Here is a 16,326-nt window from a genome sequence, read left to right on the forward strand (position 1 = left end):
TGGTATTCCAAATGGTTCTTTGCAACTCTATAGAAAGAGAGGACTCGTACGTGTCATGGATCTGTAATTCTAAAACACGTTATAGTTCTCCTCTTTTTCTATATAAAGTTATTTATTACAAACTAAAGAAACACGTTACCTTTAATTACCAAAAAAACCTACTGAATGTTTGACCAACTAACAATTGAGAAATTAGATTACTATGTTTACGCTTTAATAAATCCGAAAGACAAAAAACCTTTTTACATCGGAAAAGGAATTGGAAATAGAGTTTTTAATCACCAAAATTGTGCAATAAAAGATGATAATTCTAATTTAAAACTTGACACAATACGAGAAATTATAGACAGCGGATTTGAAGTTGAGCACATAATTATTAGACACGGATTGACTGAAAAAGAGGCATTTGAAATCGAAGCTTCGATAATTGATTTTGGAAACAAATTTGGGTTTGAATTTTCTAATTTGGTTTTAGGACATCACTCAAGCGGAAAAGGACTTATGACAGCTGACGAAATTGTCCGAATCCATAATGCAAAACCGTTGACTGAATTGACTGACCCAGTAATTATAATAAACATCAACAAAAAGTATGTTAGAGGAAATTCGAGTAACGAAATTTACGAATCCACAAAACAGGCTTGTGTTGTTGGAGAACAAAAAAGGAAAACGACAAAGTATGCACTTTCTGAATATTGTGGAATCGTAATCGAAGTATTTGAAATTCAAGAATGGTACGAAATTGAAACACCAAATAATAAACGGAAAAATCGTTGGGGATTTAACGGAGAAATTGCAAAACCAGAAATTAGAGAAAAATATATTAATAAATCGTTAGCTCACACAAAGAAAAAAGGAGCAGCAAATCCCATAAAATACAGACTATAAAACGAGAAATAACTAAAGGTAACAACGTGTATAATTAATTGCTTGGTCACTGCCGACTTACGAACATTCCTGCGGAATATTCTATCTGTGATTTATTTGCTAAATTACTCGCTTAACCACGCAACTAATCATACACATAAACGTTAGCTGCAACCTGAAAAAACCACTGAATAACAAATGAGCAAACTATTCCAAATATTCAGAGTTGACGAAATAGAAGCAAAAAAGATTTCTGAACAGCCTGACGAACCTCACAATCACGATTTCGAGGAATTATTAATTGGAATAGATGGAGAATTAGAACATTTCATTGATTTTAATTCCACCAAAACTCAAGCACCATTTGTGAGTTTCGTTACCAAAGGAAAAGTACACCGTTTGATACCGAGAATATATAATGGCAAATGCGACATTTGGGCAATTCGTTTCAAAAGTGAATTTATTCCGGAGACAACGTTTCAACTATATTCTCTTTATCACGACCAAGCCAACATCAAATTGGAAAAAGGACATTGTTTTCAAAGATTGGTTGAACTATGTAAAATGATGTTTGATGAAACAAAGCAGGAAAATCCGAATCTTGCCATCATCAGACAACTTTTGAGCGTTCTTTTTACTATGATAGAAGCCGAAAGGAAAAAAACAGAATCACAAAACGAAACCACACAAAAGACACAGCATATTTCGTTCGGAAACTTTTTGACCATTCTTGAAGAAAATTACAGAAGACCATTGGGTGTTGAGTTTTATGCAGAAAAACTATTTATGACCTCAAGAAACCTAAATCTAATCTGCCAAAATATTTTAGAGCAAAGCGTTTCGGAAATAATCGAAACACGTAAACTTATTGAAGCCAAAAACCTATTAATCTCTACTGAAAAAACCATTTCTGAAATCGCCTACGAATTGGGCTATAACGAAAATTCTTATTTCTCTAATGTCTTCAAAAAGAAGTCTGGGCAATCGCCAACTGAATTTAGGGACGATATGAAAAATATGCTCACTTCCTGAATTTACAACTCAACTACCGAATAGTGTAATTCAAAACATAGGCATCCTTGCTAATTTTGTAATCAAATAACAATTCAATAGAATTTAAATTTAATGATTATGAAAAAAACAATGCATGTATTAGCGATGGCCTTACTAACTTTAGGTACTTACGCACAGACCCAATGGAAAGTAGACCCTTACCATTCGTCCTTAAATTTTAATATTTCCCATTCTGGAATTAGTTTTGTAAACGGGAAATTTTTAGAATACACAGGAAACCTGACTACAAACGGTGAAGCTCTTAAAGATGCAAGTTTTGATTTTACCGTGGATGTAAAAAGTATAAACACTAACGTAGAAGATAGGGATAATCACTTAAGAAGTGCTGACTTTTTTGAAGTTGAAAAGTACCCAAATATGTCTTTTAAGAGTAATAAAATTGTAGCTACGGACAAATCCGAACAATACTTGTTATATGGTAATTTGACCATAAAAGGTGTAACCAAAGCTGTGATTTTTGATGTTGATTTTGGCGGAATAGCCAAGAGCGACCAAGGCGAAAAGTTAGGTATGAAAGCCGAAACAACCATCAATAGATTTGATTATAATATTGATTATGACCCAACAGCGGTGGGCATTGGAAAAGATGTAACCATAATAGTTCATTTGCAGTTTGCCAAGCAGTAAGTTTTTATAACCTAATTTATGAACAATTAAAATATAGAAATTATGAAAAAATTTAGAACACAAAAAATAAGCAAACAAGAAGTCTACATAAGATATTTGATTGGAGCAGTCCTAACCCTATTTGTATTAACATCTGGATTAACAGGTTTTGCTTTCTACTTTCTATTAATTTTTACCGCCCTACTGGTTTTTACTGGTATTGTGGAAAGAAGCTATTTGAACACGAAATTCTGTTCAGATATGTAATAAATAGAAACCAAGTTATTTTTAAATATCCCTTTAATGCGAAGTGTAAACTAAAAGGCATTATTGGGATATCCGTTTTAAAAACCAGACGTTTTTTGAACAAGGTAAAATCAATCTCATTTAAGTAGAGTAAAAGAGATCTTTCAACACTTCCCAAATCTACAACTCAATTACCGAATAGTGTAATATCCACACTCTTATACGTAAGTATCTTTGTATCAAACATTAAAGTATAAATATTATGAAAACAACAAAATGGGCAATAGACCCAGCACACAGCGAAATTACCTTTAAGGTAAAGCATTTAATGATTTCAAATGTAAAAGGAGAATTTAGAACTTTTCAAGCTGACATAGATGGCGAAGATTTTACAAAATCAACCATTTCAGCATACATTGACGCAAGTTCAATATCAACTAACAATAATGATAGAGACACGCATATAAAAAGTCCTGACTTCTTTGAAGTAGAGAAATATCCAGAAATCACATTTGTTAGTACTTCTCTTAAAAAGGTAGATGATAACGCATTTGAATTGATAGGCAATTTGACAATTAAAGGTGTTACCAAAGAAATTAAACTTGATACCGAGTTTGGAGGTTTTATGAAAGACCCATACGGAAATGAAAAAGCAGGTTTTTCAATAAATGGAAAACTAAACCGAAAAGACTTTGGACTTAACTGGAATGCTGCCTTGGAAGCAGGAGGCGTTATGGTCGGAAATGAAATAAAAATTAATGCAGAAGTTCAATTTGTAAAACAATAAAAAAATGAAACAGCTAATTAAAAACAGTTTTAGTGCTGACACAACACAGAATAATATATCCATAGCTTTGTTGCTACTTCGGGTTACAGTTGGAGGAATGATGTTGACGCACGGTTTAGGAAAACTAACTATGCTTTTTGGTAACGACCCGATACAATTTGCAGACCCAATAGGTATTGGTTTAACAGCATCTTTGGCACTTGCAGTTTTTGCTGAAGTATTCTGTTCATTCTTTTTGATTTTCGGAGTAGCAACACAGTTTTCAGCCATATCTTTAAGCATAACAATGTTTATTGCTGCATTTATTGTTCACGCAAATGATGATTTTGCAGTTAAAGAAATGGCATTACTTTACTTTTTAATTTATGTAGTGCTTGCAATTGTTGGAGCAGGAAAATATTCAATCGATAATTGGTTGAGTAAAAAAATAGCTTAAACATCTTTGTGTTACATAAAATGAATAGAAAACAATTTTTAAAATCAATAGCTTTATTGCCTTTAATAACTTGCAGTATGAATTTAAAAAATTTAAACAAAATGACTTCAACAATGAGTAACACAAGCAAAATGCCTGTGTTATTTCTTGGTCACGGAAGTCCTATGAATGCCATTGAAGAAAATGAATTTGTTTCGGCATTTAGAAAATTAGGTAAAGAACTTGTAAGACCAAATGCTATCCTTTGTATTTCGGCACATTGGGAAACCAAAGGCACATTTGTAACAGCAATGCAAAATCCACCGACAATTCACGATTTTGGTGGTTTTCCTCAAGCATTATTTGATGTTCAATATCCTGCACAAGGAAGTCCAGAATTAGCAAAAGAAACTAAAAAAATCATTACCAAAACAGAAGTTGAATTGGACGATAAATGGGGGCTTGACCACGGAGCTTGGAGTGTTATAAAACATCTCTATCCAAATGCGGATATTCCAGTAATACAAATGAGCATAGATTATTCGCAACCAGCAAAATATCATTATGAACTGGCAAAGGAAATAAGTAGCCTTCGCCAAAAAGGAATCTTGATTATTGGAAGCGGAAATATGGTTCATAATTTACGTTTAGTCGCCTGGAAAAAATTGAACGAACCATATGCTTTCGATTGGGCAATTGAAGCAAACGAAAAGATGAAAAGCCACATTTTAAGTGGAGACCATCAAAAATTGATTGATTTTAAATCGCAAGGAAAATCATTTGATTTGGCTATCCCAACACCTGAACATTATTTGCCTTTGCTTTATACTTTGGCATTGAAAGAAGAAAACGAAAAAATAACATTATTCAACGATAAACCTGTTGGAGGTTCACTTTCTATGACATCTTTAAAAATAGCATAGCACGGTAAATATTTTAATGATGGAAACTCGAAAAAAAATTATTATTCATTCGCTGCAATTTTTTCAAGTTCAAGGGATTAAAGATGTTGCGATGTCTGATATATCTAAAACACTAGGTATGTCTAAAAAAACCTTATATGTGCATTTTGCAAATAAAAAAGACCTTGTAAATCAAACCATCACATATCTTTTTGATTTACATTTTTCTACTATCGAGGCAATTTTAGAGCAAGAAATTTCTATTGAAAAAAAAATAAGGAAGATTTATGAGTATGCCATAAATTACATAATTGGGATTTCACCCAGATTTATTATCGATTTAAAAAAATACTACACATCATCATTTAAAGATTATGACTCATTTCGTAGAAAAATAATTTTTGAAATAATAACTACGTTATTAGTGGAAGGCCAATTAAATGGAGAAATTAATGAAGCTATTAATATTGAACTTTTTTGTCAATACCATTTGTTAAATTTGGATGAGGTTCTAATCGCTAACTCTCAATTAAATGAATTTAGTGAAGAAGAACTTTTAGATAATACGATTGGTATAAGCTTAAAAGGAATTCTTAAATAAGTTTGATAACCTTATTGTAAAACAAAACCTAAAAATTACCTGTCTCTACTATATTCTTTGGCATTGAAAGAAAAAAACGGAAAAATAATATTACTCAACCACAAATCTGTTGGAGGTTCTATTTATATAACTTCCTTATAAATAGAATCTAGTTGACATTCGGAATAAAGGCAGCAGCTAACACCGTATAAAATTAATTGCTAGTACAAGCCTGCTTACGAAAATCCTCGCGGATTTTCTATTCGGTTTGTATTTGCTAAATTAGTTGCTTAAACACGCAACTATTCTTATACAAGACCGTTGGCAAACATTATGACCCGTCCTGAATAAAGGCTACATAATTTTAAACATTATGTACAAAAATGACAAAGTGATCAGACGGTATTCAGAACCCTTTAAATTAAAAATTTTAGACGAACTTACCACCGGAAAGTTAAACAAGTATCAACTCGGTAAACTCTATGGTATTGCTCCTACCACCATTAATGAATGGATTAGGAAGTACAACCGTAAAGACCTTATGAACACTAGAATTAAAGTGGAAACTAAAGACGAAATAACACGTATTAAAGCGCTTCAAAAGGAAATCAAGCAGCTAAAACAACTCTTGCTCAAAAAGGATTTAGATGCTTTAGTGTTAGATTCTTATCTAGAAGTAGCAGCTGAACAGTTAGGTTATAAATCTGTAACCGAACTAAAAAAAAAGCTAAATATCTAGCCTTAATTAAAGCTAAAGAAAAGTCTAAGGGATTTGCTTCTTTAACGACTATTACTCATTGTTTTGGACTAAAACGTGATGCCTATTATAAATATAAAAATAGAGCTGATAAGCGTTTAAAGCTAGAACAACAGATTATTGAAATAGTACAGAAAAGACGCAGGTCCCTTCCCAGAGAAGGCGTGCGTAAACTTATAAAATCATTAGATGACGAGTTTATTAAGGCAAACCTTAAAGTGGGTAGAGATACTTTATTTAATATCCTTAGAAAGCACAATATGCTTACTCTTAGAAAGAAATATAGTTCTAGAACAACCAATTCGTTGCACAGGTTCTACAAGTACAAAAACATCATTAAAGATGTAGAAGTAACAAGACCTAATCAAGTTTGGGTGTCTGACATCACCTACATCAGAACCGTGAAAGGTTTTTGCTATCTGGCGCTTATTACTGACATGCATTCCCGGAAGATTATCGGTTACGACCTGAGTGATAGCCTGGAACTAAAAGGTTGTGAAAGAGCTTTAAACAAGGCGCTGTATCAAGCTAAGGATACTACTGGACTTATTCATCATTCCGACAGAGGTATACAGTATTGCAGTAACGTCTACACTCAAATTTTAAAGAGAAATAACATCGATATTAGCATGACAGAAGAAAATCATTGTTACGAAAACGCGATGGCTGAACGTGTAAACGGCATCTTAAAAGATGAATTTTATCTCGACCAGACCTTTGATAACGTGGCACACGCAAAAAGAGCTGCAAAAAATGCAATTAATTTATACAACGAAATAAGATTACATTTATCTTTAGATTATAAAACACCAAATATGGTATATAAATTATCAGCGTAAATCAATTTTAACCTGTAGCCATATTTCAGGACAAGACATTATCAGAAACCGCTAACCAATGATAAAATTCTTTAGAAAAATTAGACAAAATTTGCTTCTGGAAAACAAAACTGGAAAGTACTTGAAATATGCTATTGGAGAAATTCTTCTTGTGGTTATTGGAATTTTGCTTGCTTTACAAGTCAACACTTGGAATGAAAACAGCAAAATAAACAAACAAGAATTACAACTTTTAGAATCACTTCAATATGAATTTACATCCAATAAAAATGAATTAGACCGTTCGTTAAAAAAATCACAACTAATTCAGAAAAGATGTGAAGCAATATTGGAGAACACAGGAAACCGTGAAATGAAGTTATCTAAAATTGAAAGTGATTCTCTAATAAATTGGGGTTTAACGAACATAGTTACTTATGACGTAAGTAATGGTATAATAAGCGATATTATAAGTTCGGGTAAGATTCAAATAATCAGAAATGAAAGAATTAAAAACTTCCTCTCTAATTGGAACGGAATTCTTAATGATGTCAAAGAAGACGAAACTTGGGCTGTAAATGAAAGAAATAATGTCATATATCCCTTTTTATATAAGCATTCAAATTATACAAGCACTACCCAAAGTAACAGCCAAAACACTGAAATTACTTCTGGTTTTGATACGGATTACAAGGCAGTTTACAAGTTTTTAGAATTTGAAAATCTTGCGAATAGTCAAAGGATATGGAATAGAAAAAATGAAAGAAATTATAAAAATCTCAAAAGTAGAATTGAGGAGATAATTATTCTTTTTGAGCAAGAAATAAATCTAAAAAAATAACGAAAGCACAACAATGTGTAAAATTAATTGCTTAATACGAGCCTGCCTACAAAAACCCTAGGGATTTTCTATCTGGTTATTATTCACTAAATTCCGTGCTAAATCGCGCAAATAACCATATACAAACCCTTGCTAACAATATTGACCCGTCCTAAAGCAAACTGTAATCCTAAAACCCATCTATTAGTCAACTTTGCTTTCTCAGTTTTTCTTATTCGAATCCGAATATAATTACTCGAAATTACAACTACACCCTCCGAACCTCACTTTTGCGAAATTTTGCTGATGCGAAAAAAATCTGGTTTTCATGCGATTTTTTTTGAGTTTTAAGCAACCAAATTCAAAAACGTTATTTTTAAAAAATTAAAAATATTATTCAGATTTATTACAAAATCACCCAATCTACTCATCTAATACTGCGAATAGTAAAGAACAATGTTAAAAGAATTAAATCTATTTTATTAAAATAAACAAAAAAGACACCACCCCAAACAAAACACCAACAATAAATAGGACCGCCGCCCAGGTTGGATAAATTTTCGCATGCTTTATTTTGTTTTCAAAACGACTTTCAAAACGTTCAATGGCTTTTGTGTGTGAGTCCATTTTTTGCTGATGTGCTTCAATAATAGATTTATACGCTTTTAAATCCATCTTGATTTTTGTTTCTTTTAATTGAATGTTAATTTTATCAAGTTTTTCAACACCTTGATTAAAATAGTTGATTTCATTCACTAATAATGCGGTTAATTCTTCCAGTTTTGTCATGATATTTCTTTTTAATAAGACATCCCTTTTTGGATGGCTTTCTTTATTATGAATTTTGTGATTTTCAAAGCTAAACTTGGTGTCAATTCAACGACCTTTCCTGCAAGATTAACACTTACCTTGTTTGCTTTTAATATACTCGCCCCTTTTATACCGGACAATTGTTTCCCAATATTCCCAAGCGACATATTGCGATGCACGGCACTACCTTTTAGATTGTGTCCATCAAATTCAAACCGGAAGCCTTGCAATTTATTTTGATTGTTTATTGTTGGTATTACTTTTACGCCATTAGATTCCATAGCCTTTAAATAAGCATCAAAAGATTTGGGCTTAAACTGTTTCATGGTCAAATCATGCCTTCTTTTTATTTCAGTTCGTATTTCTTTTAGATTGAATGCCTTTTCAAACTGCACTTGTTTTACGGTTGTCAAGCCCATGTGTTCCGCTACTTTTTCTGCTGCTAACTGACTGCGCTTACCAATAAAACCATCATTGTAAGCTATACCTTTAAAATCAATACGATTAACATATAAATGGATGTGTTTATGGTCTTTATCTTGATGTACAAAGGCTATCGCTTGTCTTTCGCCTAGTTTCATCTCATGCATAAAACGTTTTGTTATAGCTTGCAACTCTTTTTTATCTAATCGCTTACCATCTTCTATCGTTGGGCTGATTACAAATGATAAGGTGTTTTTTGTGCAGTGGTAATTTTGATCCTGAAGCATTTTAAATTCTTTTGTAATTTCATTTGGTGAATCTCCATGTAGAAATTCCTTTAACACAATTTCTGCATCTTTTTCCTGGTTCCATCCATAGGACATGGATGCTCTGGTATGTGAAATGCTCTTGCCCTTACCTATCATTGTTGAAATTTTTTAAGGTGTGCTTTTATTTCATTCGCTAAGTCATAAACTGTTTCAGTTAGTTTAGGGTTTCGCTTTTTATACATGTTTCCGATGGACTTAAAGTTGTTGTGGTATTTAATCAGCATTTTATAAATCTGGATATGTTCATCGGTAAAACGTTCTGTTATTTCTTTTTCAAATAGACTGCGTCTTATATATTCGCTCAGGGTCAATCCGCTCCTTTTTGCTTTCATTTTTAATAGCTTCTTTTCATAAACCGAACATCGAAACTTAACGAGGTCACCCTTCCCCTTAAACACTCTTTTTTCTTTGCGACCAAGGGGAGCAAACAAGAATGTGTCCACAGACACACATCTTGAATTCCTACCCAAGACCATTTTCGTTTCAGAGGAACTCTGTTCCAAATCCAATTCTACACTATCCGATTTGGTTAGTACATCGGCAGGAATCTTTACAGATAGCTCCTTTTTATATTTTGGTTTAACATCAAACTTCTTTTTTGTTTTCATGGCACAATAAATCGTTTAAATCTTTGTAATTCTTATAGCTTGAACTTTTGTCAATTACATGTTCGTACTTATCTATTAAATATTGAGTTGCCTTTTGTCCAGCCGTATCATTATCTAAAAACAGATACACTAATTCGTGTATTAGAATGTGTTTTTTAATATCATTTATAAAACTGATGGAGTTTAGAACTAGGACATTTGAAGTTTCTAACAGGTTACGATCTATAGTTGCAAGCGATAATAGATCAAACATGCCTTCCAAAATGATTAACTCCTTTTTATTATTTTGGATGTAGGTATAAGATTTTGGACTGCTGCTATTTTTAAATATCTTATTCCGTAATTCCCAACCCCCTTTATTGTTCTTTAACCCAATGGCGAAAAATTTAAATGCTTTATGCCGGTACCAAACTTCTTTACAATAGATGTTTGCAATGCTTATGGAAATACCTCTGGAGTTTAAATATTGAATTAAAGCAGGGTGTGTGATACTTTGAACTTTAATAATATTAATCCCCGTATCATTTTCACTAGAAACCGATTGTGGTGTGAATGAATTATTTACAGTTCCAACATTCAAAAATTCTAAAGTTTCTTTAATGGAACACTTCAAAATCTTGCATACTAAATCGATCACGTTTCCGCCTATACCTTCGCCATGATCGTACCATCGATTCTTGGTTTTAGAGACTTTAAAAGAGGCTTGGGTTTCTGACCTGAAAGGACTTAGAAACCAAGCTTCTTTTTCCGTTGTCCTTTTGGGAAAGTGTCCTAATTTTTCTAGCGCTTTCACGATAGAAAAATTACGGGCTGTTTCACAGTTTATTTTTCTTTTCATAAGCCCCTGTGCTTTAAGTAATTTTTTGATGATTTGATGACAACACCCTTTAAAGCCTTTACATCATTGGGCTCAACGTGTCATCGTTTTGTCATCACATCATCATTCTTGTGTTTTTTATCCTCTATTCTGTCATCATTATATTTTTTGATGACAAAATGATGACCGTTTGATGACAGCTTCAGCCATTGTAAACATTAGGGTTCTACGATTCCGTCATCATATCATCAAAATTTTTGGTCAAAAAATCCTTTTCAACCCTAAAATATCTGCCTTTGGCATCCACCAAAGTCATATCGCCATCTGTCCAAAACACAAACTTTTGATACTTGTTCGAGTTCTCTTGGTTCTTTAATTTCCAATCTACCTTCAGCAACTTTCTGAGTTGTGTTAAATCTGTTCGCACTCGGGTTTTATTAAGTGCTAACAATGCATCTATTGGACAGAGATCTATAACTTTCAAATCAAACTTTTCAATGACACTCAATAAAATACTAGCTAGTTCCTTTTCTACTCGGTTACGGTTGTTCCGCACCAATCTTGTTAAGGCTTTGGTTTTTATTTGTTGTGGCGTAAACCACATTCTGGTCAAATGTTTTGAACTTAATTTCCTGTTTGCCAAAAAATGCATAAAAGCAGGGATTTCATTAATCAGGCCTCCTAGAAACTGTGTATTCTCCTTTTCTAGCACAGGTACCTTTTTGACCCAAAATCGGGTTTCATTGGCATCAATCTTAATAAAACTCTCTTCGTTATTGCTGCATAGAATGAACTTTCCAAAGAATTCGACTTCCCGCTTATCTTTACCTTTGGCTTCCAGCTTATTGATATTGGTAGTACTTAGATATTTTATCCGCTCAGTGAGTTCTTCTTTATTGAACAGCACTTCATCAATACAGATTAAAAGCTTATTTGCCCAATCGGCATTAAACTGACTGCTAAAGCTATCGTTAGTCAAATAAGTCATGTTGTTGTCAAAGATTTCCTTGAGCCATTTTAAAAAGGTGCTTTTGCCCGTGGAGCGCTCCTTGGATACCAAGCATAGAATAGGTAATACTTGGATGGGTTTTAGATATAATAATTGAAGATAGTCCAAGCCCAATTCGTAGTGTTTTCCAAAAATGTGTTTTACAAACTCCAGAGATAGGGATACATCACCTGCTTTGGGCCGTTTTCCCAAGGGAGAATAAATATTATAAAAACCCAGATAATCTTGTTTGAAGTCTAAATGACTTGGAATACAAGTGAAGCCATCATATTTTGATATTTTACTTAAATGATCCTTTCCATGGTCTTGTTTTATGGTTTCCATGTTCCATTGCACCAAGATGTCATTAAAATGACCAGCTATGGTCGGCGCTTTGACCTGCTTGTAATAGGACGTGCCAACACGTATATAGGGTATTTTTTTCATGCGAATTATTGTTTAAATGAAGATTGTCCTATTGTACTTTATGACGCATGGTATATGCTAAAGCTTCCGCTTCTATATCGTGTTTTGACTTTCGCTTGTTTTGGAGTAGCCATTCAACCAGTTTTGCTTTCTCAAAGAAGAGCATTTTTCCGTTTGGCTTGGAGTGTGGAATTCTTCCTGAGGCCGTTAGTTTATAAAGGTAGCTTCTGGATATACCTGTATAATCGCAGGCTTCGTCAAAGGTCAGTACTTCTTTATGACCTACTAACAGTTTTTCCAAACGATCCAATCGTTCAAGAATTAATAAATTGTCCATTTTTATTGTTTTTAGATTTATAAAATGAACAAAAGCGCTTTTGTTTTCCCTTTTGGGATTATGGAAATAAAAGTAAAAAATGCAGCTAGTGAAAGAAGAAAAAAAGGCAAATAGTTATTCACAATTATTTGATAAACAATACATTAATCCTATTTGTATTAAATTTTATGAAATTAATAAAGTGCAATTTTATTTATCATTTTATGATATCAAATGAACCCATTCAAAATTGAAAATTAATGGTCGTTTATGGCATAATTTGAGTTATTAACAATGCAAACCAAGAGTTTCGATAATTGTTTGAGTTTGAAAACGCAGATTTTAAAATTGAAACTGTTATAAGTTGATGGATACGGTCTGGAAAAATTGACATTTATTAATTAACACTACCTGGAACTTATAGGTTCTGCTATTAAATAAGTTCAATTCGCATCAAATGAAAAAAAAATCAAAAAAAATTGTTTTTGCGTGCAAATTGCGTGCAAATAAAAAAAGGCTTTAAAGGTGAAACCCTTTTAAAGCCTTGCTATTACCGTGGAGAAGATCGGATTCGAACCGACGACCTCTTGACTGCCAGTCAAGCGCTCTAGCCAACTGAGCTACATCCCCAAACTTTATTTTGTGCTAAAAAACCATGTGTTTTTTAACAGATTCCAAAATTACATTTTTTTACGAACATTTCTCACTTTGTTTAAACAAAAAAATTAAATGTGTTTAATTCATTCTCGTTTTTGAAATTATTACAACCAACAATGCCACATTTTCTCGGAAGCAATTGAGAAAATCAACAAGGTTTAAAAGACTAAATTTGCAAAGTTATTTATGAAAAAAAGTTATAAAAATGATTCGAAAGGCAACGCTTAAGGATATAGGCCGAATTATAGAGATTACAAAAGCATGTGCGGTTTTTATGATTGACAAAGATATTTATCAGTGGAACGAGCATTACCCCAATAAAGCAGCTTTTGAAAATGATGTTTCAAGAAACGAGTTATACGTTATCGAAGAAAACAAAACAGTTATTGGCTGCGTAGTCGTTTCAACTTTTATGGACGAAGAATATATTCCTATCACTTGGTTAACAGAAAACAATCGTAATGTATACATTCACCGATTAGCCGTTCATCCCAAATATCAAGGTAAAGGCTACGCACAAAAGCTAATGGATTTTGCCGAAAATATCGCCATAGAAAACAACTATACCTCTATAAGATTAGACACCTTCTCTCAAAACAAAAGAAACCAAAAGTTTTACGAACTTCGCGGCTATAAAAAATTGGGCAATATTTATTTCCCGAAACAAAGCGATTTTCCTTTTTATTGTTACGAATTAGTACTGTGAGCACAAACATAAGTTTAAAGCATATAAATAAATTGGCGGTTCCTGCTTTAATAGCTGGCGTATCCGAACCCATACTATCGTTAACCGATGCTGCCATTGTTGGAAATATAGCATTGAACGCCACCGAGTCTTTGGCCGCGGTTGGCATTGTAACCACTTTTTTATCAATGTTAATTTGGGTGTTGGGACAAACCCGAAGCGCCATTTCATCCATTGTGTCGCAATATGTTGGCGCCAATAAACTCGATAAAATCAAAAACCTACCTGCCCAAGCTATATTTATTATTACCTCGTTAAGTGTTTTAATAATATTGGGCACATATCCTTTTGCGAACTTCATTTTCAAACTTTATAATGCCTCTGGCTTAATTTTAGACTACAGTGTAGATTATTACAGAATCCGCGTTTTCGGATTTCCTTTTACGCTTTTTACCATAGCTGTTTTTGGTGCCTTTCGCGGTTTACAAAACACCTATTACCCCATGTTAATTGCAATTATTGGCACCATTACAAATGTTGTTTTAGATGTGGTTTTGGTTTACGGCATTGAGGGTTACATCGCGCCCATGAACCTTAAAGGAGCCGCCTACGCCAGCGTTATTGCACAATTGCTCATGGCCGTTTTCTCTGCCTATTATTTACTAAAAAAAACCGTAATTCCATTAAAATTAAGTTTTCCTTTTAATAAAGAAATCAACCGGTTTATAATAATGATTCTTAACCTGTTTGTACGTACTATTGCTTTAAACGTTACGCTTTATTACGCCAGTGCATTCGCCACCAGTTACGGCGCAACCTATATTGCGGCGTATACCATTGCTATTAATTTATGGTTTCTTGGGGCTTTTATTGTTGATGGTTATGCTAGCGCCGGCAATATTTTATCGGGAAAGTTATACGGCGGAAAAGAATACCCTTTACTTATTACGTTAAGCAACAAATTAATAAAGTACGGCATTGTAATAGGTGTGTTAATTGCTGTAGTAGGCGGTGTTTTATACTATCCTTTAGGCAATATATTCACCAACGACCCCGAGGTTTTAGAACAGTTTTACAGCGTATTTTGGATTGTTTTGGCCATGCAACCACTATGTACAATCGCTTTTATTTTCGATGGTATTTTTAAGGGGTTAGGCAAAATGAAGGCTTTGCGCAATTTGCTTTTGGCCGCTACCTTTTTAGTGTTTGTACCTGTTTTGTTTTGGTTAGATTCGCTCGACTATAAATTACATGCCATTTTTATAGCATTAACACTATGGATTATCGCACGCGGTTTTCCGTTAATTCTAATTTTTAGAAAAATATTTATACCGCTGTCAAAAATCAATTAACTTTGAGTGCATAATGCACATTTAATTAAAAGTAATTTTTATGACATTTTTAATGGCATTACAAGAATCAAACGCCCACGATGCCGGGTACAATATAGGATACGCCATTGGAAAATACCTGCCTTTGGTAGCCACTATTGCCATAGCGTATATAATTTTCAGATTAATCAAAAAAAATCCTAAAAAGTAAAAACTATGGATATCATGTCTTTTATTAGCGGAAGCGGATTATTTTTAATTCTAGGCTTAGCCTTAATAATCGTTTACTTTATAAACAGAAAAAAAAGAAGGTAGTATCTTTGCGCAGCAAATAGCATTACAACATGAGCAACATTCGCATAACAAAACAATTTTCTTTCGAAACCGGACACGCCCTTTACGGTTACGATGGCAAGTGCAAAAACGTACACGGTCACAGCTACAAACTTTCGGTAACCGTTTTTGGCAAGCCTATAACCGACACCAATCATGTGAAATTCGGTATGGTCATCGATTTCGGCGATTTAAAAAAAATCGTAAAAGAAGAAATTGTAAACGTCTTCGACCACGCCACGGTGTTCAACAAAAACACTCCCCATGTCGAGCTCGCCAAAGAACTTGAAAACCGCGGCCACAATGTGCTTTTGGTAAACTACCAGCCCACCAGTGAAATGATGGTTATCGACTTTGCGGAAAAAATAAAAAAACGCTTACCTAACCACATTATGTTGCATTCCTTAAAACTCCAGGAAACCGATACCTCATTTGCAGAGTGGTATGCCTCCGATAATATTTAGGGCGTTACCTTGCCCTTCGACTACGCTCAGGGTGGCAGGTCGGGCTTTCGGTAGTCGCTTTTTTGTGTTGCATAGGTGCAACAACACAAAAAGAGCTTCAACAATACCTCAATCCCTAACGCACATATCTGCTTACTTCAAGAAATATACCATGGTGTTTTTTCTCTGTAAAGCCCTGTGCTGTCACTTTAAAACTTTGTAAAATAACAATAAAGGCGCACATTCTTATTCGCGATAATTCGTGAAATTCGTGTCAAAAAACTATAT

At 33.5% G+C, this 16,326-nt stretch carries 20 protein-coding genes and 1 tRNA gene; 14 read left to right on the forward strand and 7 right to left on the reverse strand.

What is annotated here, in order from left to right; all coding sequences use genetic code 11:
* The first annotated feature begins 165 nt into the window (after positions 1-165).
* From ACN5J7_RS15310 to ACN5J7_RS15355, 10 genes are all read left to right on the forward strand, one after another.
* Positions 166-888: an LEM-3-like GIY-YIG domain-containing protein gene (locus tag ACN5J7_RS15310; RefSeq protein ID WP_418604565.1), complete on the forward strand. Its 723-nt coding sequence runs from the start codon at positions 166-168 to the stop codon at positions 886-888.
* 177 nt (positions 889-1,065) lie between these two features.
* The gene (locus ACN5J7_RS15315) at positions 1,066-1,899 is read left to right on the forward strand and encodes a helix-turn-helix transcriptional regulator (RefSeq protein ID WP_418604566.1); all 834 of its coding nucleotides are present in this window, start codon (positions 1,066-1,068) and stop codon (positions 1,897-1,899) included.
* 99 nt (positions 1,900-1,998) lie between these two features.
* The gene (locus ACN5J7_RS15320; RefSeq protein ID WP_418604567.1) at positions 1,999-2,568 is read left to right on the forward strand and encodes a YceI family protein; all 570 of its coding nucleotides are present in this window, start codon (positions 1,999-2,001) and stop codon (positions 2,566-2,568) included.
* Positions 2,569-3,055: 487 nt separating this feature from the next.
* Positions 3,056-3,580: a YceI family protein gene (locus ACN5J7_RS15325; protein WP_418604568.1), complete on the forward strand. Its 525-nt coding sequence runs from the start codon at positions 3,056-3,058 to the stop codon at positions 3,578-3,580.
* A 4-nt stretch (positions 3,581-3,584) separates the two neighbouring features.
* Positions 3,585-4,016 carry a DoxX family protein gene (locus tag ACN5J7_RS15330; protein WP_418604569.1) on the forward strand — a complete coding sequence of 144 codons (432 nt, stop codon included), beginning with the start codon at positions 3,585-3,587 and terminating at the stop codon, positions 4,014-4,016.
* A gap of 20 nt (positions 4,017-4,036) precedes the next feature.
* Complete coding sequence (gene ygiD, locus ACN5J7_RS15335) at positions 4,037-4,918, forward strand: 4,5-DOPA dioxygenase extradiol (RefSeq protein WP_418604570.1); 882 nt, start codon at positions 4,037-4,039, stop codon at positions 4,916-4,918.
* Positions 4,919-4,937: 19 nt separating this feature from the next.
* Positions 4,938-5,498 (forward strand): TetR/AcrR family transcriptional regulator, encoded by a 561-nt coding sequence (locus ACN5J7_RS15340; protein WP_418604571.1) that lies wholly within the window; start codon positions 4,938-4,940, stop codon positions 5,496-5,498.
* 352 nt (positions 5,499-5,850) lie between these two features.
* Entirely contained in the window at positions 5,851-6,216 is a 366-nt protein-coding gene (locus ACN5J7_RS15345) for a transposase (protein WP_133758998.1), read from the forward strand.
* A gap of 5 nt (positions 6,217-6,221) precedes the next feature.
* Entirely contained in the window at positions 6,222-7,073 is an 852-nt protein-coding gene (locus ACN5J7_RS15350; protein WP_243835867.1) for an IS3 family transposase, read from the forward strand.
* Positions 7,074-7,131: 58 nt separating this feature from the next.
* On the forward strand, positions 7,132-7,893 hold the full coding sequence (locus tag ACN5J7_RS15355) for a DUF6090 family protein (protein ID WP_418604572.1): 762 nt from the start codon (positions 7,132-7,134) through the stop codon (positions 7,891-7,893).
* A gap of 453 nt (positions 7,894-8,346) precedes the next feature.
* Here the strand turns inward: ACN5J7_RS15355 and ACN5J7_RS15360 are convergent, their stop codons facing one another.
* The 7 genes from ACN5J7_RS15360 to ACN5J7_RS15390 all read right to left on the reverse strand — a co-directional run bounded on the left by ACN5J7_RS15360 (position 8,347) and on the right by ACN5J7_RS15390 (position 13,219).
* Complete coding sequence (locus ACN5J7_RS15360; RefSeq protein ID WP_418604573.1) at positions 8,347-8,661, reverse strand: DUF6730 family protein; 315 nt, start codon at positions 8,659-8,661, stop codon at positions 8,347-8,349.
* Between the two features lie 11 nt (positions 8,662-8,672).
* Positions 8,673-9,530 (reverse strand): relaxase/mobilization nuclease domain-containing protein, encoded by an 858-nt coding sequence (locus ACN5J7_RS15365; protein WP_418604574.1) that lies wholly within the window; start codon positions 9,528-9,530, stop codon positions 8,673-8,675.
* On the reverse strand, positions 9,527-10,042 hold the full coding sequence (gene mbpA, locus ACN5J7_RS15370) for a mobilization protein MbpA (protein ID WP_418604575.1): 516 nt from the start codon (positions 10,040-10,042) through the stop codon (positions 9,527-9,529). Before mbpA ends, ACN5J7_RS15365 begins: the two co-directional genes overlap by 4 nt.
* The gene (locus ACN5J7_RS15375) at positions 10,020-10,880 is read right to left on the reverse strand and encodes a toprim domain-containing protein (RefSeq protein ID WP_418604576.1); all 861 of its coding nucleotides are present in this window, start codon (positions 10,878-10,880) and stop codon (positions 10,020-10,022) included. The genes mbpA and ACN5J7_RS15375 overlap by 23 nt, the downstream gene beginning before the upstream one ends.
* Positions 10,881-11,085: 205 nt before the next feature.
* Positions 11,086-12,294: a primase-helicase family protein gene (locus ACN5J7_RS15380; protein ID WP_418604577.1), complete on the reverse strand. Its 1,209-nt coding sequence runs from the start codon at positions 12,292-12,294 to the stop codon at positions 11,086-11,088.
* A gap of 28 nt (positions 12,295-12,322) precedes the next feature.
* Entirely contained in the window at positions 12,323-12,610 is a 288-nt protein-coding gene (locus ACN5J7_RS15385) for a helix-turn-helix domain-containing protein (protein ID WP_418604578.1), read from the reverse strand.
* Positions 12,611-13,145: 535 nt separating this feature from the next.
* Positions 13,146-13,219, reverse strand: a tRNA-Ala gene (locus ACN5J7_RS15390).
* 232 nt (positions 13,220-13,451) lie between these two features.
* Here ACN5J7_RS15390 and ACN5J7_RS15395 point away from each other — a divergent pair.
* From ACN5J7_RS15395 to ACN5J7_RS15410, 4 genes are all read left to right on the forward strand, one after another.
* Positions 13,452-13,952, forward strand: coding sequence for a GNAT family N-acetyltransferase (locus tag ACN5J7_RS15395; protein ID WP_418604579.1), 501 nt, complete (start codon positions 13,452-13,454; stop codon positions 13,950-13,952).
* The gene (locus ACN5J7_RS15400; RefSeq protein WP_418604580.1) at positions 13,949-15,283 is read left to right on the forward strand and encodes an MATE family efflux transporter; all 1,335 of its coding nucleotides are present in this window, start codon (positions 13,949-13,951) and stop codon (positions 15,281-15,283) included. The genes ACN5J7_RS15395 and ACN5J7_RS15400 overlap by 4 nt, the downstream gene beginning before the upstream one ends.
* Positions 15,284-15,323: 40 nt before the next feature.
* Positions 15,324-15,473: a hypothetical protein gene (locus ACN5J7_RS15405; RefSeq protein ID WP_311936244.1), complete on the forward strand. Its 150-nt coding sequence runs from the start codon at positions 15,324-15,326 to the stop codon at positions 15,471-15,473.
* A 133-nt stretch (positions 15,474-15,606) separates the two neighbouring features.
* Complete coding sequence (locus tag ACN5J7_RS15410) at positions 15,607-16,059, forward strand: 6-carboxytetrahydropterin synthase (protein WP_311936239.1); 453 nt, start codon at positions 15,607-15,609, stop codon at positions 16,057-16,059.
* The last annotated feature ends 267 nt before the right edge of the window (positions 16,060-16,326 follow it).

It is taken from the genome of Hwangdonia sp. (genome assembly GCF_048381975.1).
Lineage (GTDB): Bacteria > Bacteroidota > Bacteroidia > Flavobacteriales > Flavobacteriaceae > Hwangdonia > Hwangdonia seohaensis.